This window comes from Bradyrhizobium sp. WSM3983 (genome assembly GCF_000473045.1).
In the GTDB taxonomy this organism is placed as follows: domain Bacteria; phylum Pseudomonadota; class Alphaproteobacteria; order Rhizobiales; family Xanthobacteraceae; genus Bradyrhizobium.
Genome location: NZ_AXAY01000014.1, coordinates 216037 through 236801, shown reverse-complemented (window position 1 = coordinate 236801; position 20765 = coordinate 216037). Strand labels below are relative to the sequence as shown.

General features: G+C 61.7%; 19 protein-coding genes. 3 read left to right on the top strand and 16 right to left on the bottom strand.

The genetic code is table 11. From position 1 onward, the window contains the following. Positions 1-99: 99 nt before the first annotated feature. Genes YUA_RS0121565 through YUA_RS0121525 form a run of 9 tightly spaced genes read right to left on the bottom strand, consistent with a single transcriptional unit; the run spans position 100 to position 8185 of the window. Positions 100-1554, bottom strand: a complete 1455-nt coding sequence (locus YUA_RS0121565; RefSeq protein ID WP_027532584.1) for a GntP family permease — start codon at positions 1552-1554, stop codon at positions 100-102. A gap of 49 nt (positions 1555-1603) precedes the next feature. After that, positions 1604-2620 (bottom strand): urea transporter, encoded by a 1017-nt coding sequence (gene yut, locus YUA_RS0121560; RefSeq protein WP_027532583.1) that lies wholly within the window; start codon positions 2618-2620, stop codon positions 1604-1606. 37 nt (positions 2621-2657) lie between these two features. Beyond that, complete coding sequence (locus YUA_RS0121555) at positions 2658-3608, bottom strand: urease accessory protein UreD (protein WP_027532582.1); 951 nt, start codon at positions 3606-3608, stop codon at positions 2658-2660. Beyond that, positions 3605-4246 (bottom strand): urease accessory protein UreG, encoded by a 642-nt coding sequence (gene ureG / locus YUA_RS0121550; RefSeq protein ID WP_027532581.1) that lies wholly within the window; start codon positions 4244-4246, stop codon positions 3605-3607. Before ureG ends, YUA_RS0121555 begins: the two co-directional genes overlap by 4 nt. A 19-nt stretch (positions 4247-4265) precedes the next feature. Then, entirely contained in the window at positions 4266-4985 is a 720-nt protein-coding gene (locus tag YUA_RS0121545) for an urease accessory protein UreF (RefSeq protein ID WP_051383291.1), read from the bottom strand. Next, the gene (gene ureE, locus YUA_RS44555; RefSeq protein WP_198029471.1) at positions 4969-5658 is read right to left on the bottom strand and encodes an urease accessory protein UreE; all 690 of its coding nucleotides are present in this window, start codon (positions 5656-5658) and stop codon (positions 4969-4971) included. The genes YUA_RS0121545 and ureE overlap by 17 nt, the downstream gene beginning before the upstream one ends. 10 nt (positions 5659-5668) lie before the next feature. Continuing rightward, the gene (locus YUA_RS0121535; RefSeq protein WP_027532579.1) at positions 5669-7390 is read right to left on the bottom strand and encodes an urease subunit alpha; all 1722 of its coding nucleotides are present in this window, start codon (positions 7388-7390) and stop codon (positions 5669-5671) included. A 39-nt stretch (positions 7391-7429) separates the two neighbouring features. Continuing rightward, entirely contained in the window at positions 7430-7867 is a 438-nt protein-coding gene (locus YUA_RS0121530) for an urease subunit beta (protein ID WP_084292747.1), read from the bottom strand. A gap of 15 nt (positions 7868-7882) precedes the next feature. Next, entirely contained in the window at positions 7883-8185 is a 303-nt protein-coding gene (locus YUA_RS0121525; protein ID WP_027532577.1) for an urease subunit gamma, read from the bottom strand. A gap of 316 nt (positions 8186-8501) precedes the next feature. Here YUA_RS0121525 and YUA_RS0121520 point away from each other — a divergent pair, with 316 nt between their 5' ends. Further along, positions 8502-9098 carry a HupE/UreJ family protein gene (locus YUA_RS0121520; RefSeq protein WP_027532576.1) on the top strand — a complete coding sequence of 199 codons (597 nt, stop codon included), beginning with the start codon at positions 8502-8504 and terminating at the stop codon, positions 9096-9098. A 240-nt stretch (positions 9099-9338) separates the two neighbouring features. Here YUA_RS0121520 and YUA_RS0121515 read toward each other — a convergent pair whose 3' ends face one another. After that, a complete protein-coding gene (locus tag YUA_RS0121515) occupies positions 9339-10514 on the bottom strand; it encodes an MFS transporter (protein ID WP_027532575.1) in 1176 nt (391 codons plus the stop codon). Between the two features lie 121 nt (positions 10515-10635). Between YUA_RS0121515 and YUA_RS0121510 the strand changes: the two genes are divergently transcribed. Beyond that, positions 10636-10938 carry a PadR family transcriptional regulator gene (locus YUA_RS0121510; RefSeq protein ID WP_027532574.1) on the top strand — a complete coding sequence of 101 codons (303 nt, stop codon included), beginning with the start codon at positions 10636-10638 and terminating at the stop codon, positions 10936-10938. Positions 10939-11049: 111 nt separating this feature from the next. Further along, positions 11050-12498, top strand: coding sequence for a multicopper oxidase family protein (locus YUA_RS0121505; protein ID WP_027532573.1), 1449 nt, complete (start codon positions 11050-11052; stop codon positions 12496-12498). 1029 nt (positions 12499-13527) lie between these two features. On the opposite strand, the gene YUA_RS0121495 is transcribed toward YUA_RS0121505, so the two are convergent. The 6 genes from YUA_RS0121495 to YUA_RS0121470 form a co-directional block, all read right to left on the bottom strand. Next, complete coding sequence (locus tag YUA_RS0121495; protein ID WP_027532572.1) at positions 13528-13932, bottom strand: hypothetical protein; 405 nt, start codon at positions 13930-13932, stop codon at positions 13528-13530. Between the two features lie 14 nt (positions 13933-13946). Further along, positions 13947-14147 carry a hypothetical protein gene (locus YUA_RS0121490; RefSeq protein ID WP_027532571.1) on the bottom strand — a complete coding sequence of 67 codons (201 nt, stop codon included), beginning with the start codon at positions 14145-14147 and terminating at the stop codon, positions 13947-13949. A 304-nt stretch (positions 14148-14451) separates the two neighbouring features. Beyond that, complete coding sequence (locus tag YUA_RS48460) at positions 14452-17397, bottom strand: transketolase (RefSeq protein ID WP_084292752.1); 2946 nt, start codon at positions 17395-17397, stop codon at positions 14452-14454. A gap of 395 nt (positions 17398-17792) precedes the next feature. Then, the gene (locus YUA_RS44550; protein WP_084292746.1) at positions 17793-19016 is read right to left on the bottom strand and encodes a S1C family serine protease; all 1224 of its coding nucleotides are present in this window, start codon (positions 19014-19016) and stop codon (positions 17793-17795) included. A 234-nt stretch (positions 19017-19250) separates the two neighbouring features. Further along, entirely contained in the window at positions 19251-19808 is a 558-nt protein-coding gene (locus YUA_RS0121475) for an NADH-quinone oxidoreductase subunit B family protein (RefSeq protein WP_027532569.1), read from the bottom strand. A gap of 234 nt (positions 19809-20042) precedes the next feature. Continuing rightward, positions 20043-20765: a metallophosphoesterase gene (locus YUA_RS0121470; RefSeq protein ID WP_027532568.1), complete on the bottom strand. Its 723-nt coding sequence runs from the start codon at positions 20763-20765 to the stop codon at positions 20043-20045.

The window sequence follows — 20765 nt, the reverse complement described above, 5'->3', positions numbered from 1 at the left end:
CTCGAGCGCTTACCCCGCCCGGCAAACCTCCGGAAGATGCTCGCATCCGCATTCACGATCTCATACGAATATGGCGCGCCGCCTGTCGAACCACAGCGGTCAAAACGATCCGAAAACCGTACCCAGGATGAGGACAGCAACGAGTGCGACAATACAGCTGACGATCACGGTCATCACCATGTCGAGATAGCTTTCACGATGAGTGAGACCGCTTATCTGCAAGAGGAGCAGCACGGTGCCGTTGTGGGGAAGGGCATCAAGGGTACCGGCGCTCATCGTTGTTATACGATGCATCAATTCGCGATCGATGTGATGCTCGGCGCCAAGACGCAAGAAGTCGTCGCCAAATGCATTGAGGACGATTGCCATGCCGCCGGAGGCGGTACCGGTCAGCCCCGCCAGCACGTTCATGGAGACGGACAACGAGACCAGCGGTCCTCCGGCAATCCCGAATACCGCATCGCGCACCGTCGTGAATGCCGGCAACGCGGCAACGACCGCGCCAAAGCCGACAAGACTGGCGATCATCAACATCGGCAAGGCTGCCGAATTCGCACCGGCGTCGAGACTTTCGCGTAACGATGGCAAGCGTCGAAGGTTGAAGAGAAGGACGGTCAGGTTTGCCGCCGCGAGAGCCACGATAACTGACCAAACGCCGGACACGGCCCCGATCGTCGTACCGCCCCACTGGTATTCGGACAGGAACGAAAAATCGAGGCGCGGGAATACGACAAGCGACATCATGAAATTCGTGACGATGACGACGACGAGGGGCAGCACGGCCACGGCGAAGGGAGGTCCGCTCTCAGCCCGCTTGCCATGTGGCAACTCCGCCGGGTCGAAGTCACCCGCCGGTGCCGCTTGCTCGCGAACTATCTCGCTAACGAAAGGAACGACAGGAGCGGCTTCCGCCTCGCCATCGTAACCTTCGCCAGCCTTGCGCGCGGCCACCTCGGCACGGCCGAGCCACCACATGCCGAAGACGAAGATGATGGCCGACGCGATGAGACTTAGGCCGGGGGCCGCGAAGGTGGTGGTGTCGAAGTACGGCATTGGAATAGCGTTGTTGACCGAAGGCGTTCCTGGCATCACTGACATGGTGAACGTGAATGCGCCGAGGCCGATGGTTGCCGGCAACAGCCGGCGCGGGATATTCGCGGCGCGGAACATCTCGTGGGCCATGGGCACCAGCACGAAAAATGCGACGAACACGCTCACACCGCCATAGGTAACAATGGCCGAGACGATCACCACCGCGAGGATCGTGCGGCCGGTCCCCAACTTGTTGGTCAAATACTGCGCAATGGAGCTGATCGAACCGCTGTCGCCCATAAGCTTTCCGAACAACCCGCCTAGCATGAACATGGGAAACCACTGCGCGACGAACCGCGCTGCCCCGCTCATGAACGTCTGCGTCCAGTGGGCGAGCAGCGGTTCGCCCGAGAACACGGCGGCAATCAGCGCCGCCAATGGAGAGACCAGCAGAACACTCACCCCCCGATATGCGAGCCACATCAACAGGGCCAGACCAAGCAAGATCCCGATGAGTCCCATAGTCCCACTTCCTCCGACAATTCCGAATACCGAACGACCATGATGAGGATCAAGCTACGGCGGCCGGCCTTTCGCTTTCGCCGGCAACGCCAGGCACTCCCTCCAGGCGCTGCCGTGGCAACAGGAACAGCCACGTCACCAGCACGAACGGTGCCGTCAGCGCCGGAATGGCCAACGGTGTCAGCGCGACGTTCAAGGCTGACTGGACGATCACCGTGAACATCGTGGCGAGGACCGTGTAGGCCACGACGCGCCAGCTCGGCTGATAGAAGACGGTACCAAGCGCGATGGCCGTCAGGACCGGGCTGAATCCAAGCAGGCCGCCGGTGATCAGGTCGCTCTCGGCGCCGAAAAGATGGGCCGTCAGCACAGCCAATATCGCAGCTCCAAGAGCGAAGGCGGCGGCTGCCAGCGAGCTTACGGCGAGCCCTGCAAGCAGCAGCAACGCCGCGATGCTGCTGGCCTTCAGGAAGACTTGCGAGATGCTCAGGAACACGCCCTGGGCGAGGTCAATCAGTTGGAGCGGGCTTCCCTTGTAGGGCTGGAACGCGGCAACAACGTTGCCGGTCGGCAGGGCTGTTCCCGCAAGGCCCGAAAATCCGTACGTGGCCAACAAGAGAAGCCACGTTGTGATCACGAACGGAAACGTGAGGGCGCCACCCCATGGCTTGACGACGTTGGTCGTCCCCAACATCACGACTACGGATACGGCTGCTCCCAGTATCACATACACCCAAAGCAGTGCTCCGGGAGCCAGGAACGTCGCCAGTGCAAGGCCGACGAGGATGGCGTTAAAGCCGTAGAGCCCAGCATGGAGCGACTCGGTCTCAACGTGAAGCAGCTCCGCGGTCAGGTTTGCCACGACGATCGCGAGGACACCTGCAATTGCCACCCGGGGAGCGCCAGCTGCATATGACCCGCAGGCTATCGCCGCGAGGAAAAGGATCCCGGTCAGCGGGTTGTTCTGAAACATGACTTGCCCAGTGCTGCGCAAATTGATGTCCAGGAACCGCAATGCGCCTGACGATGCGGCGAGGCTCTCCCATTTTGCCAGGATCTGTTCCATTGCCGCCTCCTTTAGGTTTGTCGGCACCCACTCTCGGCTAGCGCCATAGGTAGCGCGGAGGTAACGCGGCGCCGATGATCTCCTGACGAACGATTTCCCAGAACTCGCGAACTTTGGCCTTCACCTGCGCGGTTTCACGGCCCAGTACCTTGAAGATCAGGCCGGCATCATTGGGTAGATGACAGGCGCCGAACGCCAGGCTTTCCGCAAAATTCACATCGGCCCCCATGCGCTCGTGGATGCGTTCGGCCTTGTCCTTGGGAGCGCACAGGATCACGTTGGCGAACACGTCGAAGGAGTCCATCACGCCAGTCTGCCGCATCACATATCGCCGCGGCTCGATGACCAACTTCTCTGCAAACAACGAACGACCATCGGGCCGCACCACTGACGTTGATATCGACAGCACGGTTGCTCCGAAGCGCTCGTCCGGATGATGGTGCTTGCGGCCTGGCTGAATGATCTCCGAGAAGAGCAGCGTAGCCGACGGAGCGACGGAGATCTGGGTGTCGCTGAGAAACCGCGCGCGTCGGTGCGGGATCACGGGATCGGGAAGGAATTCCAGATAAGCGTCATCGGCAAGCGTAATCGTCTGGCTTTGCGCCGCGTAGTTGGCGTCCATCGCATGAATCTTGGTTGCCGACTGCGAGGTGAGGTGCGCCTGTGCGCGCGGACCGAGGGTGACGTCCAGAGCGAGCCTGTCTCCCTGTAGCACGCAGCCCGTGGTGGTGATGAGGAACACGTAGGCAAGGCCTGGCATTTCCTCGTCGCAATGCAGTGCGCGCTGCACCATGTAGGGTGCACGGCGCTCCAGCGTCGCCAGGATCGTTTGGCCGGTGCGGTGCTCGAAGCCCAGACGCAGGAAACCCGTCTTGCCGACAGTGCCGCTCCTCATCTGCAGCGGCTCATCCTGGAAGGAGACGAATTCCGGCATCGATGCGCCGAGCGCTTCGACGCGAGCCCAGGGAGGGAAGGCTGCCGGTATCATGAGGCCCGAGCCCGCGGATTGATGTCGAACAGAAACTCGCGCTCGATCAGGGCGACCAACTCCGGAATACCTTCCCCGGTCTTGCAGTTCGTGAAGAGGAACGGCTTGCTGCCGCGCATCATCCTCGAATCCTGCTTCATCACGTCAAGGCTGGCTCCGACGTGGGGTGCAAGATCGGTCTTGTTGATGACGAGGATGTCGGAATGCGTGATCCCGGGTCCGTTCTTGCGAGGGATTTTATCGCCCGCAGCGACATCGATCACATAGATGAAATAGTCCACCAGCGCGGGCGAGAAGGTTAGCGTCAGGTTGTCGCCTCCGCTTTCGATCAGCACGACGTCGCTGTCCGGAAAGCGCCGTTCCATATCCTCAACTGCGGCGAGGTTCATGCTCGGGTCTTCGCGCACCGCGGTATGAGGGCAGGCCCCCGTCTCGACTCCGAGGATGCGCTCCTCGAGCAGAACGCCCTTGAGGGTCCGCTGAACGTGCTTGGCGTCTTCGGTCGTTACAACGTCGTTGGTAATGATGAGCACCTTGATGCCCAATTCGAGCAAACGCGGTGTGATGGCTTCCACGATCGCAGTTTTACCTGACCCAACCGGGCCGCCGATGCCGATGCGCGTGATACTCTTTGACATTCAAGAAGCTCCATTCACGTCAACTCATGAACAGGCGCACATGCGCTCGTGTGTGGACGGCGGCCAGGATTTCCGTCAACGGAGCAAAGCCTGCCATGTCCGACAACCGTGCCGCGGCGGCCGTCACGTACATCCCTTCCGATTGGCCGGAGAGCTCGTAGAGAATCTTCTGTGTCTCGATGTGGCTGAGTTTCATCAGTCGCAAGGCCGCACCGAGGATCGTTGCCGCAACACCGTATTGGTGCACGACAAATGCCTGGCGGGCAGGCAGGCCTTGTGCGGCGAAATTGACTGCCAACGCTATGGGATAGCAACCGGGGGTAACGGACGTTTCAATGCGGTGACGCCAGGCACGAAGCAGCGGTGCGCCGACCACTTCCACACCAATCTCGGTGAATTTTTTGCCCATGCGAATCGACATTGTTCGGGCCTCGTCTGAAAGCTTGCGCGCATAGACCTGCGAATCAATTCGAGTAAGAGCATCGACGTCGCCCACAACTGCCGCGCGATGCGCGGCGATCAACGCGATGCCGTCTCCGCGCGCCGCCTGCTCTATTGCAGTGCGCGTGAACGCTCGAAGCGTGGCCGCGTCGATGACGACGCGTTTCTGAATGGCGGATTCCAGGCCGGACGAAAACGAGAACCCGCCGATGGGGAACATCGAGTCGCCAAACTGCAGCGCCCGCGTGAGAAGGGCAGCAGTCTCAGATGCGTCGTCGCCGTCATTCGCGATGATCATGCGCAGAGCCGGTCATGGCCGGCGATGTGTGTTCGTGAGAGCCCGCTCCCGAATGGGCGTGGACGTGCAACGGAGGATGTCCGTATGGGCGTCCCGTCTCGTCGATACCGGCGTAGCTCTCATGTGTATGCGCGTGCACCGGACCTTCGGCGCCACCGAAGAGCCGACGTGATTCATGTGGAGCCAGATAGGGGACAACCTCGCGACCGGGCACGAACTCGTAACGAATCCTCTCAAAGCGGTGAGTATCCATCACGGACGTCATGACCTTGCGATCGACGGTGAGCGGGACATAGACAACGTTGTCCTTGACCAGTGCCGGCCAATGCTGATTGCCCATTGCGTGGCCCAGTTCGACGCAGCTGCGCATTGCGACTTCGGGAGCGAGTCCCGCCAAACCATCCAGATGCACGATCATCACGTCGCGCAGTTCGATTCGTACGACGAGCGCCGAGAGAGATTGCGGATCCCAGAGCAGCACATCACCGTCGCGGACGTGCGTGCCGCGGTTGACCGAGACTGCAACCTCTGCCCCCTTCGCGCTCGTCTTCCGGAAGCGGCTCTTCTGCGCTTCCCATTGGTCGATTTCCATCAGGTCGACATTGGCGGTGGACAGACGCGTGGCCCATGCGGGCTCGCCGATATTGCCGAGAACGGTCTTGATGAGGATCACCGTACACTCCTCAGCTAAAGAAATATTTCTGGTTCAGCGAGATCGTCGTCAGGGGCGGCACGGTGGCGTGCTTTCCGTCGATGGTCACAGCGAAGGTTTCCGGGCTTACTTCAATGTTCGGTGTCCCGGTATTTCGGATCATGTCGCGCTTGCTAATCTTGCGCACATTTCGCACCGGCATCACCTGCCGGCGAAGCCGCAGTCGCTCCTTGATCCCGGCAGCATGCGCTGTGCCGGAAACGAACGTGATGCAGTTGGCCGGCAACGCGTCACCGTAGGCGCCAAACATCGGCCGATAGTAGGTCGGTTGCGGCGTCGGCAGTGACGCGTTTGGATCTCCCATCACGGCCCAACTGATGAAGCCGTTCTTAATGACCATCTTGGGCTTGGCACCGAAGAACGCGGGCTCCCACAGCACGAGATCCGCGATCTTGCCGACCTCGACCGAGCCCAGTACGTCGGCAATGCCGTGGGTGATCGCCGGATTGATCGTGATCTTCGCCACGTAACGCAGCACTCGGAAATTGTCGTTGCCTGGCGCATCCTCCGGCAGCTTGCCGCGCCCGGTCTTCATTGCGTCAGCGGTCTGGATGCAGCGCAGCCAGCATTCCCCGATGCGTCCCATAGCCTGCGAATCGCTTGAGAACATCGAGATGACGCCGAGATCCTGAAGGACGTTTTCAGCTGCGATCGTTTCAGCGCGGATTCGGCTCTCGGTGAATGCAACATCCGACGGGATGTCGGGGCTGAGGTGGTGACACACCATGATCATGTCATAGAGCTCGGCCTGCGAATTGATGCCGTAGGGCAGCGTGGGATTGGTCGAGGACGGCAAGACATTGGGAAGGCCCGCGATCTTGATGATATCGGGCGCATGGCCGCCGCCGGACCCCTCGGTATGGAACGAATGGACCGTCCGACCCTCAAATGCCTCGATCGAATCGTCGACGAAGCCTGATTCGTTCAGCGTGTCGGTATGGATGCACACTTGAGTATCGGTCTCGTCCGCGACGGTAAGCGCGGACCGAAGCACCGCCGGGGTGGTGCCCCAGTCTTCGTGACATTTTACGCCGACGGCACCGGCCTCTATCTGTTCAATCAGAGCAGCCTTTCCGTGTCCGTGCCCCTTGCCAAGAATGCCGACGTTGATCGGCCAGCTTTCGAACGCGCGCAACATCATGCCGATGTTTCCGGGACCCGAGGTGACCGTCGTTGCGTTGGAGCCGTCCGAAGGACCGGTCCCGCCGCCGATCAACGTCGTGGTGCCGTTCGAGAGCGCTGCCTCCGCCTGCTGCGGCGAAATGAAATGAATGTGTGTATCGATCCCGGCGGCCGTCAGGATCAGATGCGAGCCCGAGATGGCGTCGGTGGCCAGGCCAATCTCGAGGCCTGGCGTAATACGATCCATGACCTGCGGATTGCCGGCCTTGCCGATCGCGCAGATACGGCCATCCTTGATGCCCACATCTGCCTTCACCACGCCCTGCACTGCGTCGATGACGGTCACATTGGTGATCACCAGGTCAGGGGCGCCGCCCGCCCGCGTCACCTGATTGTCCATGCCCATGCCCTCACGCATGCTCTTGCCGCCACCGAAGACGATCTCGTCGCCGTAGCCGCCGCGCAAATCGCGCTCGATCTCGACGAACAACCCGGTATCGCCCAAGCGGATGCGGTCACCAGTGGTCGGTCCGAAGAGACCCACATATTCTTGTCGAGAGATGGTCGCCATAGCGGTCCTCGCTTAGGAGAGTTGAGTTTCGCTTTTCCTTTAGGAGGAGCGAAAGCCCCGTTTGGCCGCCAGCGCCAGCGCTTTGGATTTGGCCGTGGTGGCGTCCTTGCCTGCCGTAGGGCCATCGACGAGATTGTTGAAACCGTAAACCGCGCGTTTGCCGCCGTAGGGGACCAGTTGAACCTCGCGCTCGTCACCGGGCTCGAAACGCGTTGCCGTCGATGACGGGATATTCAGATGCAGCCCGAAGGCTGCTGCGCGATCAAATTCCAGCGCGCGATTGACTTCAAAGAAATGGAAGTGCGATCCAACCTGTATCGGCCGGTCCCCTGCATTGCGCACCTTGAGCGTTGTCACCGGGCGGTCTGCGTCGAATGTGACCGGTGCCGAACTGCACACATAACCGCCGACCGACACCTCTACTGTCGCCGGGTCGATATTTGCTGCAAGAGCGGGTCCAACTTTCGGCCCGGCCATGTCATTCTCCTGTTCTCACTGGATTGGCGTGTGCACCGTCACCAAGCGGCTGCCGTCGGTGAACACCGCCTCGATCTGCACCATTGGAATAAGATCGGCGACGCCATCCATCACATCCGCCTTGGAAAGGGCGGTCCGCGCGTCCTTGGTCACATCTTCGATCGTCTTCCCGGCACGTGCACCATCGAGAGCGACCGCCGAGATGACAGCGACGGCCTCTGGATAATTGAGCTTCTGGCCCTTGGCTTTTCGCTTCAATGCGACGTCGGCCATCATGTAAACGAGCAGCTTATCGATCTCTCTCGGAGTGAGCTGCATGTGACCCTCCCGAGCCTTGACTGCCCTAGCGGAGAAGCAGGTCCACAAATGGACTGCGTGAGCATATGCATTTGCCAGCCGTTTTGAGCTGGGGGCACCGCTCCCTGCATTAGGGGCGCCGCCGTTGGATGCGTCAATCAGGGTTTCCCTCGGTTTCTTGTCGGAAATGACCTGATGGACTGGCTGTCACGCGCGGACTTATCTTGATGTCGATGCGCTGGCGGCTTTTCAGGGGGTATCCACGATGTCGGGCGATCAACCGTCCGCATCGCGTCAGGCTGGAGATGAAGCGGTCCACTCCGCGAGGAGGATAGTCATGAGACGTGTGATCCCGACGATGCTCGCTGCGGCTTTCATTTTCGTTCCAACCGGTGCACTTGCGCATGCCGGACACGGCGACACGAGCGCACTACTGAATGGTTTCACTCACCCGCTCACCGGGATTGATCATGTCCTGGCAATGATTGCCGTCGGCGTGCTCGCCGCTCAGCTCGGCGGGCGAGCGCTGTGGCTGGTCCCACTGAGCTTCATCGGCATCATGGCGATTGGTGGCGCTCTCGGTATGGCTGGAATCCGAATTCCGTTTGCGGAAGCTGGAGTTGCGCTGTCGGTTGTCGTCCTTGGACTGGCCATTGCCTTTCCATTCCAGTTGCAGATGATGGCGGCGGTGGCCCTCGCCGGCTTGTTGGCGCTATTCCACGGCCAGGTTCACGGCGCCGAGATTCCGGCGGCAGCGTCCGGGCTTTGTTACACGGCGGGCTTCGTTGGCGCGACGACGCTGCTTCATGCGACGGGCATTGCCCTTGGATTGCGGATTGCCTCGAAGACAAGTAGGCTTGGCAACCGAGTGGTGCAAACCGGCGGCGGCGGCATGGCACTGTTCGGCGTCGCAATCCTGATTGGCGTGCTCTAGGTATGTCGCGGGCGCGCCGACGGCAGGAATGTATCTTCCGCTACCGAAAATGAAAGGCGGCTAGCCGATTGCGAAATGCGGAGGCCGATGAATACGTTGAAGTGTCTGTGTCCTGCCTCCGATGAGTGTCCTCCGCGTGCTTCCTGCGAGTCTGACTAGGGGACAGCCGGCTGGCCCGGAGCACAGGACGCGCCGCTCGATCAGGCCCTGCGCGTGCTTGCGGAACGCGACCGGGCGCTGTCAGGACGAGCGCGCCTGCCGCCCCGCCAGGACGAAGACCGGCACCGAGGCAAGCTGTATAGCGATTGAGAATGCGATCAGCGTGGCTCGCGAGTTTTCGTAGAGCAAGCCCGCCACGATGCTGCCGACGAGCCAACCGACGCCATATCCCGCATAGTACAGTCCAAACGCGGAGTTGCGTTTTCCTTCGGGCAGCACCTCGGCGACGATCGCCTTGAGCAGCGTGTCCTGGGTCGCGTAGCCGACACCCCAGAGCAGCATGCCGAACAGAACCAGCCAGAAACCACCGAAAAGCACGAAGGGCGAGAACGCCGCCGAGACGCAAACGGCGGCGATCACGACTGGAAGTCCGAGGCGATCGTAGGCCTTTCCGAAGGCGAGGTTCGCCAGCACACCGAAGCCGGTCGAGATCGCGAGCATCACGGGGATCCACTGCTCGGACGCGATGTTCGCCTTCGACAGATGGTAGGAGATCAGCTCGAAGCTCATGAGCCCGGCCGCGAACAGGGCCCCGGCCAGCATGTACAGCCAAAAGGCCTTGCCAAAGTCCTTGGCCGGCGCCGTGCGGCCCTGTTCGAGGCGCGACGGCAGCGGGAAGTTTACCCGCGCGACCACCAGCGCGACGAGCGCCGCCACGGCTGAGATCGTCAGAAAGGCGTACCCGGTGCGGAAGTCCCCCTTCAGCAGGAGCACAAGCGCGATGATCAGCGGACCGAGCGTCGCGCCGGTCTCGTCGAGCGCAGTGTTCAGCGCGTACACCCAGCCCTTGCCGAGCTCGCCGGTCGTGTAGGACAGCATCGCTTCGACCGTGGGCTTGCGCAGCGCCCGCCCAATCCGCTCCGCGAGAACGAGAGCGGCCGCGACCTGCCAGCTTCCGGCGAGCGCCATCGCCGGCACCGCGAAGAGATTGATGACGTAGCCGGCGAACGTGATCAGCCAGTAGCGTCCCGTCCGATCCGCCGCGTAGCCGGCCGGCAGGCGCAGCGCGTAGCCCAGAAATTCGCCGAGCCCCGCCGTAATGCTGACAACGGCCGCGCTCGCACCGAGCGAAGCCATGAACGGCCCGTTGATGCTGGCGCCGCCTTCGTAGGTGATGTCGCCGAACAGGTTCACGATGCCCGTCGTCATCACGAAGAGAAACGCGGGAGAAGCGACAGCGGAGGCCAAGCGAGCCATGGAACAACCTCCTTAGGTCGGCGGCACCCGTACCCCGAGGCCGGTTTTGATGTATCGTCGGGCAACTTTGCAGGAACGGCCGGGTTCCTGCCTTTACGGAATCCGATAAGGGCGCGCCGAGATGAAGTTCAAGGATCTGCTGAGCGGCTTCATCCGGCTGCACATCCTCCACCACGCGGCGGAACATGAGATCTATGGTCAGTGGATTATCGACGAGCTCGCGCGACACGGCTATAAGCTGAGCCCCGGAACGCTGTATCCGCTACTGAGCGCGATGGAACAGCGGGGCTATCTCAAATCTCGAAAGCAGCGCGGCGGCCGCACCGCCCGGAAGCTTTATCGGGCCACGCCTTTGGGCAAGAAAGGGCTCGCGCTGGCCAAGGTCCGCGTGAAGGAATTCACCGGCGAGGCCATGGAGGGATAGGAACAGCCGGTCCCACCCGGAAGTTACTTGCCTTCGCTGGAATATCGATCATCGATATCGGAACCCGATAAGTCGCGGGCTGGGACGCAGCCTGGTGGAAGGATCCCGGACATGCCAATAGACCGCCGTTCCCTGCTCGCCGGCGGGGCGCTCGTCCCCCTGATCGGGCTGCAGACCCGGATCGTGTCCGCGCAGGGCGACCAAGAGAAGGCTGACTACACCCTGCGGATTTCGACCGGCCTCGTCGAACTGGCTCCGGACCACATCATTTCAACGACGCTCTACAACGGCCAGTTTCCGGGCCCGCTGCTACGCTTCAAGGAAGGGCAGCTCGCCGTCGTCGATGTCCACAACGATACCGACGTGCCGGAGCTCGTTCACTGGCACGGCCAGATGATCCCAAGCGACGTCGACGGGGCGGCCGAGGAAGGCACGCCCTTTGTCCCGCCACACGGTACGCGGCGCATCTCGTTCGTGCCGAAGCCCACCGGCTTCCGCTTCTACCATACGCATGTCGTCGCCGGGGGCGACCTCAACCGCGGCACCTACACCGGCCAGGTCGGGCCGGTCTACATCGAGCCGAAGAACGAGCCCGGCGCCTACGATCGCGAGGTGTTTCTGGTACTCAAGGAATTCGCGCCGTCCTTCAGCCGCGGCGGCGACATGGCGATGGACTTTCTCGCCGGCGAGGAAATCAGGGAACTGAAGGATCTCGGCAAGAAGTCCGATGACGAGGCCCAGGAACAGGCGAAGGGCTTCGAGGTCGGTTACGATCTCTTCTCGATCAACGGCAAGATGCTGGGACACGGCGAGCCCATCCGCGTCAAGCAGGGCGAACGCGTGCTGCTCCAGGTCCTGAACGGCAGCGCCGGCGAGATCCGGAGCCTCGCGCTGCCTGGCCACTCGTTCAAGGTCGTGGCGCTCGACGGCAACCCCGTGCCGGCGCCGAAGGATGTGCCAGTGCTCTGGCTCGGGACGGCCGAGCGTATCTCCGCCATCGTCGAGATGAACCATCCGGGCGTTTGGATCATGGGCGACCTTGCCGACGACGACCGCAAGCGCGGCATGGGGATCGTCGTCGAGTACGCCGGCGCCAAGGGCAAGCCGCAGTGGGCGAAGCCGAAGCCTTACAAGTGGGACTACACGCTGTTTGGCAAGACAGGCGCGTCGCCGGCCAAGCCGGATGAGACGATGGAGTTCACGATTCTCAAGCGAAACGGCGCGCTGGACGGCTTCAATCAGTGGACGCTGAACGGAGAAGCGTTCTCGATGGAAACGATGAAGCCGATGTACAAGGTTCAGCAGGGTCGCCGCCATCGCCTGAAATTTCGCAACGCCAGCGACGACATCCATCCGCTGCACCTCCATCGCCACAGCTTCGAACTGGTGCGGGTCGGCGGCAGATCGACCTCCGGCGTCCTCAAGGACGTCGTGATGCTCGGAGGCTTCCAGGAAATCGAGTTCGACTTCGTCGCCGACAATCCCGGTACGACGCTCTTCCACTGCCATCAGCAACTGCACATGGACTTCGGTTTCATGGCCCTCTTCGACTACGCGTGACGCATGGATCTCACCGCCGAAACAACACCCCATGCCGAATGACATTAAGGATAGCTCTGGTTCGTTCTAGCTCTGGGTCGGTGAACTCGTGCTATGCTGTATCCCAGCGAGGACCAGCACTTTCGGCCATTTACCGAATACTGCAAAACTTACCTCTGGGACCGGAAGAGATCGGCCGGCTCTCGACGGCTTACGAACAGGCCCTGCGCGCCATTGGTGTGGAAGATCGAAGCGATCCGCTCACCGAACTGATTGCCAAAAAGATAATTGAGATCGGCCAGACCGGCGTCAAAGACCCCGCCCAAATTTGTAGTCGGGCAGTCGAAGCGTTGGACCTGCCGAAAGGGTAACCGGGAGTTGGGCAGGGTGCGGTTATCGAGAGCGGCGTCATCCGTCGTCGTCAGGGTGCACTCATTTGTACAGCGCGGTCTCCTGCCTCTGCGTCAGCTGAACATATGCACAGCGAGCGCATATCGCCCCTCACGCTTGCTGCGAATGATTTTCGGTTTGGCTTCACTTCCAGGCGACGATCGCTCCCGCTCCAGGGCGTTCCAATAGCGGAACTTTCGTATGGCTCACAAGTTTGAATGCTGAGGCAGGACCAGTAGCGAGGGTCCAGGCATGAAGCGCCTTCGGCTGAAGCAAGTGACTACCCTCGAGGAACGTCTCGCCAAGCAGGCCCGCCAATCGAGAGAGCGGGCGATGAGCCTCCCGCCCGGCCAAGAGCGAGAAGCCCTCTTGAGGAAAGCGTGGCACGACGAGACTGCTGCGCATATCACGGAATGGTTGACTTCCCCCGGTCTACGGCCCCCAAGATCCAAGATAGAGACGGTTCTCGCGCAGGAAGTCGAATGCGCGCAAGCAAGGAGCGCAGCGGTCCGACCCAGGAACCGCGCGAAACGCCGACGTCGATGAGTTAAAGACCATCGCGATCATCTGCGGCCTGGGATTGCTGCTCTCCCTCATCGCGGCAATAAGCTACGGCCTGGATCTGGCAGCCTTCTCCTGAAGGGGCCACCGCTCCGTAAATTAGGAAGCGTTCGCCCGCACGCGTTCACGCGCCTCGCGCCGGCGCTCGCGGCGTTCGCGTCGCCGCCTCACCCGCTCGGCGGGCTGCGGCAGCGGACGCACCGGCGCATCGGCCTTATCGGCCGGCACCGTCTCCATCGCCTGATCGGCTCCGGGGCGCGCTTCCATGGATTCCAGGACGAGGCGCCCCTTGGCGGTAATCTTCCAACCGCCCCTTTCGCACTCGACGAGCCTTTGCGAAAAGATGTCGAGGTCCGGCACGCGCGCAGCCAACCGCTTGGTCCGATCGGACCAGTCCCGACCGCTGGTCGCCAGGATCGCCATGTCGCGCTTGAGGTCGGCCATGAGGGCGAAGCCGTCGGGATAGGCCACCAGTATCTTCAGCACCGTGACCTGGAAATTCATCCCGCCCTCGCCGGTCAGCGCCACATGGTCGGAGCTTGCGAGAGCGCTTGGCGCCCGACCTGCTTGAGGTGGTCCGGAGATGTATCGCCTCCGGTCGCGGCTTCCAGGATTTTCGAAGCCACGTGGGCACGGGCGCCGGTCTCGGTCAGGGAAACGGTTTCGCAGACCTCGTCCAGGACCGCGCGCAAAAGCGCGGTGGTAACAGGATCAAACATGGGACCCCCCAGAAGAAAGCACTACGCAACGCAAAAGCTGCGGCGTCGAATTCAAGGGTGTTCAATAATCCGTCGAACTCTACATCCCGGCTCGGATTTGGCAATAGCCTCGACACTGAATTTCAGATCATCGATGCTGAACACCGTTCGCGATGCCCGAGCTTCGTCCGACTGGATCGCCATCCACTACGGACGCTAACGGTCGATACAGCGACAGCCTAAGACGTCGGACTTCGCCCGGCCGGAGCGCATCTGTGCGGGATGATGCGTGCGACCAAGTTTCTGGCACGCTCGGCACAATCGCTTACGCTGCAAGCCGCATTGCGTGGTCCTCGATCGCCCGGCGTGAGATGCCATAGCGATCGAGCAGCTCTTCACTCGCGCCGGAGCGTGGCAACTGCCTGATGCCGAGCCGGTGCACCGGTGCAATCGCCCCGACAGCGGCCGCGACCGCATCACCGAGCCCGCCGTCGACGGCATGATCCTCGACGACAATGATTGCACCGGTTTCGCGCGCTGCCGCCGACAGCGTTTCGCAATCGAGCGGCTTGACCGAATAGGCGTCGATGATCCGGGTCGGCATACCTCTTCCGATGAGACGATCGTGCGCCGCAAGCGCCTCGTGCAGCGTGATGCCGGCCGCCACGATAGTGAGCCGATCGTGCCGCGACGAGCGCAGGACTTTGCTCGCACCGACTGGGAATTCCTCGTCATTGGTATAGATGACGGGCGTTTTCGGCCGCGTCGTCCTGATGTAGACGATACCCTTCTCGCGCGCCGCCGCCTCGGTCAATCGCTCCGCGCTGACAGCATCGGCCGGATAAAGCACGGTGCTCTCGATCAGCGCGCGGAACATCGCGATGTCCTCGAGCCCCATCTGGGACGGGCCGTCCTCGCCGATAGAGACGCCGGCGTGGCTGCCACACAGCACGAGATGTGGCGGCCGGCTGTAGCCGGCCATCCGAATGAAATCGTATGCACGCGTCAAGAAGCAGGCAAATGTTGCGGCATATGGAATCTTTCCGCACGCCGCCAAGCCTAGCGAAACACCGACCATATTCTGCTCGGCGATGAAGCCTTCAAAGAACCGCTCCGGATATTTCGCAGCGAAGGCTGCAACGCCGGTCGAGTTCTTCACGTCTCCGTCGAGCGCCACGATCGCGATGTTGTTGCGGCCGAGCTTCTCCAGCGCGTGGCCGAAGGCCTCTCGTGTCGCCACGCGATCGCCCACCCGGTAGTTTGGTTGGGTCCGGGCTGCCCGCGAGCGCTGCTGGACCACCACTTGTCCGACACGACGAGACTCCACGTCCGGCATAGCTGCGGGTTCGCCCAGCTCTTCCAGCGCTTTTGCCATTTGCTCACGGTCGAGCGGCTTGCCATGCCATCCGCTTGCGCCTTCAAGGAACGATACGCCTTTGCCTTTCTCGGTCCGCGCAACGATTGCGGTCGGTCCACCGTGGTAGGCGGCCTGGACGGCTTCCACGATCGCCGCCATATCGTGGCCGTCGATTTCGATTGCGTGCCAACCAAATTCCTCAAAGCGGCGCGCGAACGTGGCGGTGTTGTGATGGTAGGGTGCAGCCTCGCTCTGGCCAAGACCATTGACGTCCACGATTGCGATCAGATTTGACAGGCGATTGAGCGAGGCGAACTGCGCTGCCTCCCACACCGCCCCCTCGGAGCACTCGCCGTCTCCAAGCAGGCAGAAGACGCGGGCATCGATGGCATCAAGCCGGTTGGCGAGCACCATTCCATTGGCCGCGGCGAGCCCCTGCCCGAGCGAGCCGGTGGCGACCTTGACCCAGGGATTGAGCGGCGTCGGATGTCCTTCGAGCGTGCTGTCGAGCCGTCGCAGCGACAGGGGATCCTCCGCGATCGCACCGGCCTCATGAAGGGCGGCCCAGAGAATCGGTGCCGCGTGTCCCTTGGACAACACGAACGCATCAACATTGCGCGCGGCCGGATCCTTCGGGTCCCAGCGCATCTCGCGGAAGAACAGCGCCGACACGATGTCGGCGCAGGACATGCAGGACGTCGGATGCCCTGATCCGGCTTCCGTCGTCATGCGGATTACGAGGCGGCGTAGCTTCCGGGCAACCATTCGAAGGGGATCGAGATCGTGGAACGCAGTGGCGCGATGGCGTTTCGCTTCGATCTGCTTGATCAGTGAGTCGAACGGAACGATGAATTTCTGGATGCCGTCGTTTTCGAGTTGCGCGGTGACCAGATCTAACCGCACCCCGAGCCGCTCAAGGTCGGCGATGACGCGTCGAGCCTCGGGCACTCCGCGCTCAATGGTATCATGCACCGTCCCGTGATCGCGGAACGCCGCGATTGTCTTTCTCGGCATGGTATTGACCGTCAGCGGCCCGATCAACGGCTCAACATACATGAGATCGCGGTATGCCGGATTCTTGGTGCTGGTGCTGGCCCACAACAGCCGCTGCACCTGCGCTCCCTTGCCGGCAAGCGCCTTCCAACGGTCGCTCTCAAGCGTGCGCCTGAAGCTCTGATAGGCGAGTTTGGCGTTGGCAATGGCCACCTTGCCGAGAAGATCCAGCGGGTCGGGTTGTGCGGGCGATGCTCCGTGGAGCCTGATTCGATGTCCGAGAAGCTCGTCCACAAGCACATCGATCCGGCTCAGGAAGAAGCTCGCGACCGATGCGATGCCGTCGATTGGCTGTCCTACTGCAATCCGTCGCTCGAGCGCCCGCATGTAGGCCTCGGCCACGGCTTCGTAGCTCGCGATCGAGAACAGCAAGGTGATGTTGACGTTGATACCCTCGAAGAGCAATTCTTCGACCGCCGGTGCGCCGGCGGCGGTACCCGGAATCTTGATGAATAGATTGGGCCGGTCCACGCGCCGCCATAAACGCCGCGCCTCAGCGAGCGACGCCTGCGTGTCATGCGCGAGATGTGGCGACACTTCGAGACTGACGAAGCCGTCCGCGCGCGCGCCCCGATCGTAGACTGGGCGCAGTATATCGCAGGCATTCCGCACATCCGCGGTCAGCAACTCCTCGTAGATCTGTTCAGCCGACTCGCCAGCTGCCGCGCCCCGGGCGATATCCCCATTGTAATCATCGCTCTGCGCCACCGCCTTCTCGAAGATCGTAGGGTTGGAGGTGATGCCGCGCAGGCCTTCTTGTTCGACACGTCGGGCCAAGTCGCCGGTTGCAATCATGTGCCTGGTCAGATCGTCCATCCAGCAGCTTTGACCGTGATTGATAAGATCAGCCATCCGGTTCATCTGCATCTCCGTGGGTATACCGCCCCGCTCGGGCGGGGGCTTGAGCGCCGCGAAAACAGCACTTGGGTGGATCGCGCTCTGCTCAAGGCGGGCATGATCCATCGGCAAAGTGCCTCCACTGATACCAACCCATCGACCGTCTGGCGGGTTCCTTGGCATGGGCGGGCACCAGCCGCCGTGCTCTCTCTCTCTCGTCTGCGCCACCTTGCGCGCCACGGCGACGTTCGATGACAAACTCCGAGAACATTGTTCGACCAAGACCCGGGGTCGAGCACACACTACTGCCCGTGCAGCCGACTGGCGAGGGCATGCATGCTCGTGTCCAACGGGATGTACCTGCCACCAGACCGCAGCCTCCGCGTCCAACGCAACGCCACGCGAAGCCACGTCTCGCGCTATCTTGGATTGGCCGCGGGCGAGCTGGACTGGTTGGGCAGCCGGCCCAAGGTCACGCTCAAGGGGCTCTCTTTTCCTTGCCGCAGCACAGTGAACTGCGCCGAAGAGCCGGGCGCCATCACATGGATCTTCTTGGTCAATTCGTTGGCGCTCTTGATCGGCTCGTTACGTAACGAGGAGATCACGTCCCCGCTTCTTAAGCCGGCCTTCGCAGCCGGACCGTTGTCCTGAACACTGACCACGATCGCGCCATGAGGATTGTTCATGGCAAGAACCTCGGCGATGTCAGGGGTGACCGATTGAACTTCCGCCCCGATCCACCCGCGCGTCACCGCGCCACTGTCCTTCAGTTGCGGTATCACCGCCTTGACCGTGTCGGCGGGGATTGCGAAAGCGACGCCCGCGGAGCCTCCCCCGGGTGAAAGGATCATGCTGTTGACGCCAACGACCTCACCCTGAGTATTGAAGCTTGGACCGCCGGAAGCGCCGTTGTTGATCGGCGCGTCGATCTGGAGGAAATCCTCCGACGAACTGATCTCGAGATTGCGCCCGCGCGCTGAAACGATACCGGCCGTAACCGAGCCCCCGAGTCCGAACGAATTGCCGACGGCAAGCACCCAATCACCGACGCGCGGCGGCCGGTCGGCGAGCTTTACGTAAGCGAAATCGCTGCGCCCTTCGACTTTGATCAGGGCAAGATCGCTCAGCGCATCTTTTCCGATGACCTTGGCTGAATAGATCTTGTTGTCACTGGTGCGGATCTCGGCCGTGTCGCTGTCTTCCACGACGTGGCTGTTGGTCACGGCATAACCGTCCGGCGAGATGAGGAAGCCAGACCCCATCGAGACGAGTTCGCCTCTGTCCTGTCCCTGCTCGGGAGTATCCGGAGCCGGATTTTCGTTTCTGGGGCCACGCCGTCGATTCGGGAAAGCTTGGAGCGTTGCACCGGTCATGGCGCTGACCGCGATCACAGCCGGGGCAACTTTCTCGGCGAGATCGGCGAAACTACCGGGTCCTGCATCATGTGAGGCATGTGAGGCGTCCGCAACTTGATGCTGCCATACTGCGTGCCCGGTCCCTGCGAGAGGTTGACCATGAAAATTGACGGGCTGTCCCTGCGCCAGGCTTGCGATCATAAGGATCGCGACCGCGACTGTTCCGCCGATCGCAGAGGATCGACGCCAATCGCGAATTAAACCCGCACCAGCCATCACTGCTTCCATCGCTTGTTCCCACTTGACTGACTGGACGCCACCGCATGGCACCCGCGCGGTCGTCGAATGCAGCGGCAGCGCCGGATGTGCAGACCAAATCGACCCAACAAGACTGCCGCCCGAGGAGCAGAGATGCCGCAATCGTTATGTTGTTGCCTCTCGCGGCGGTGGCGCTCGGCCTCGCCGCGCTGGGCATCGTGTTTGACCTGAGCTCAAGTGGCCGCCGCACACAGGAGGTCATATTCAGCGCTCGATCGTCCCGGTCCGGCGGATCTTCTTTTGTAGAAGCATCACACCGTAGAGCAGCGCCTCTGCCGTAGGTGGACAACCGGGGACGTAGATGTCCACGGGAACAATGCGATCGCATCCGCGGGTCACCGAATAGGAATAGTGATAGTAACCCCCGCCATTGGCGCATGACCCCATCGAGATCACATATCGCGGTTCCGGCATCTGGTCGTACACCTTGCGCAGTGCAGGCGCCATCTTGTTGCATAACGTGCCCGCCACGATCATGACATCCGACTGCCTCGGGCTGGCGCGCGGCGCAAATCCGAACCGCTCCGCGTCGTAGCGCGGCATCGCCATCTGCATCATTTCGATTGCGCAACAGGCGAGCCCGAACGTCATCCACATCAATGAACCGCTTCGCGCCCAGGTGATGAGGTCATCGGCCGCCGTGATAAAGAAGCCCTTGTCGGCGAGATCAACCCTGACGGCGCCGAAAAACTCGTCACTTATCGGCTTGCCGGTTCCCGCGTCCAGGAGCCCTCTGGCGGGTACGATCAATGGACGATCCATGCGCCTCTCCTGCGTGGCACTCACCCAACGCACGGGCAGCAATACCGTTCGTTTTCGCGAGCGTTGTTTCGCGCGAACACCGATGAACCCACCTCCCTCTGCCGCATTGTCCATCGCACTGCCTGCTATCCTAGTGGAACCGAATGGTTGGTCGAGAAGCACGGCGACAGGATCGTTAAGACAGCACAGGAGGCGCGCCAGGCCGATGACCAGAAGAGCGCGAAACCACCCAGGTCAGACCTCAATCAAGGCATAGGGTCGACCGGTGGGCTTCTCGATTGATCGGGCCACGTTGTAGACGCGCGCGCCGCCGGGCGTGCGGCCCTCATAGCGACCCTGATGAGCATGGCCGTGCACCACCGCGCTCACCTTGAATCGATCGATCGTTTCGCCGAGACGCGACGAGCCGAGGAACGGAAGGATCTCTAGTGGTTCGCCTTCGACCGTATCGGGAATCGGTGCATAATGAAGAACGACGACAGCCTGCTTGCTCGCCACCGCACGCATCGCATTTTCGAGGCGCGTCGCTTCGTCGACGGCTTCAGCGACCAAGCTCTTGACAACTGGCTCGCCGAATGAAGCAAGCATACGACGGCCAAAGCCCCCGATGAATCCCTTCACCCCGACGAAGGCGACACCATTTATTTCGTACGACTGCCCGTTGAGCAGGTGCATCCCGGCCCCCTTCAAAATGCGCTTAACGTCTTCAGCGTGCCCAGACTCGTAGTCGTGATTTCCGAGCACGCCGACAACGGGAATGGAGCAGGCGCGCAAATCCTCCGCCAGAAGTTCCGCTTCGGACGGCTTGCCGAGGTCAGTGAGGTCGCCGCAAAGGACGAGCACCTGGGCCTTGGTCGAGAGCTCGGCAAAGAGCTCCCGGAACGACAACGTGCGATCCTCCTTCACGTGGAGATCGCCAATGGCAGCGAAGGTGAGCGAGTCGGGCTTTTCAGACAT